Genomic DNA, 1207 nt, shown 5'->3' with positions numbered 1-1207 from the left:
CCTCGTCCGGTGAGCGGCGCCGTCGGGCGTCTGCGGAGACCCGCCACGACGCCGCGCACCGTGGCGGGCACGGCGCCCGGGAGGGGCGCGCCCGCCGTCTGCCGAGGGTGTGCGCGGGTGTGACCGACGCCCCGTCCGCCGGGGGTGCGGGTACCCCTGGGGAGCGCCCGGGCGTTGTGACAGAGTGTGGGCATGACAACTCCCGTGAACGTGACCGTGACCGGAGCCGCCGGTCAGATCGGTTACGCCCTGCTGTTCCGCATCGCCGCAGGCCAGCTCCTCGGACCGGACGTGCCCGTCCGCCTGCGCCTCCTCGAGATCCCGCAGGGGGTGAAGGCCGCAGAAGGCACCGCGATGGAGCTCGACGACTGCGCCTTCCCGCTGCTCGCCGGGATCGACATCTTCGACGACCCGCGGGCCGGGTTCGAGGGGGCCAACGTCGGCCTGCTCGTGGGTGCGCGCCCCCGCGGACCGGGCATGGAGCGCGGTGACCTCCTCGAGGCCAACGGCGGCATCTTCAAGCCCCAGGGCGAGGCGATCAACGCCGGTGCGGCCGACGACATCCGCGTGCTGGTCGTGGGCAACCCGGCGAACACCAACGCGCTCATCGCGGCGTCGAACGCGCCCGACGTGCCCAAGGACCGCTTCACGGCCATGACGCGCCTCGACCACAACCGGGCGCTGACCCAGGTCGCCAAGCGCGCGGGCGTGCCCGTCGCCGAGGTCCGCAAGGTCAGCATCTGGGGCAACCACTCGGCCACGCAGTACCCGGACATCTTCCACGCCGACGTCGCAGGCCGTCCGGGCGCCGAGCTCGCCGCCGACTCGGCCTGGCTCACGGGCGAGTTCATCCCGACCGTCGCCAAGCGTGGTGCGGCGATCATCGACGCACGGGGTGCGTCGTCCGCCGCCTCGGCGGCGAACGCCGCGATCGACCACGTCTTCGACTGGGTCAACGGCACGCCCGAGGGCGACTGGACGAGCGCGGGCATCGTGTCCGACGGGTCGTACGGCGTCCCCGAGGGCCTCATGGCCTCGTTCCCCGTGGTCTCGCGCGGCGGGACGTGGGAGATCGTCCAGGGGCTCGAGATCTCGGACTTCTCGCGCGGACGCATCGACGCCTCGGTCGCCGAGCTCGTCGAGGAGCGCGACGCCGTGCGGGGCCTCGGCCTCGTCTGAGCCACGAGGGTCGGCGCCCGGGAGCCCC

At 73.7% G+C, this 1207-nt stretch carries 1 protein-coding gene; it reads left to right on the top strand.

Annotation, left to right across the window (positions count from 1 at the left end):
* Positions 1–192: 192 nt before the first annotated feature.
* A complete protein-coding gene (locus ACFWFR_RS19410; RefSeq protein WP_191801263.1) occupies positions 193–1179 on the top strand; it encodes a malate dehydrogenase in 987 nt (328 codons plus the stop codon).
* Positions 1180–1207 lie beyond the last annotated feature (28 nt).

This window comes from Oerskovia sp. NPDC060287, assembly GCF_042726775.1.
GTDB classification, from domain to species: domain Bacteria; phylum Actinomycetota; class Actinomycetes; order Actinomycetales; family Cellulomonadaceae; genus Oerskovia; species Oerskovia merdavium.
The sequence above is the reverse complement of the archived record's forward strand: the minus strand, read 5'-3'. Positions and strand labels throughout refer to the sequence as shown.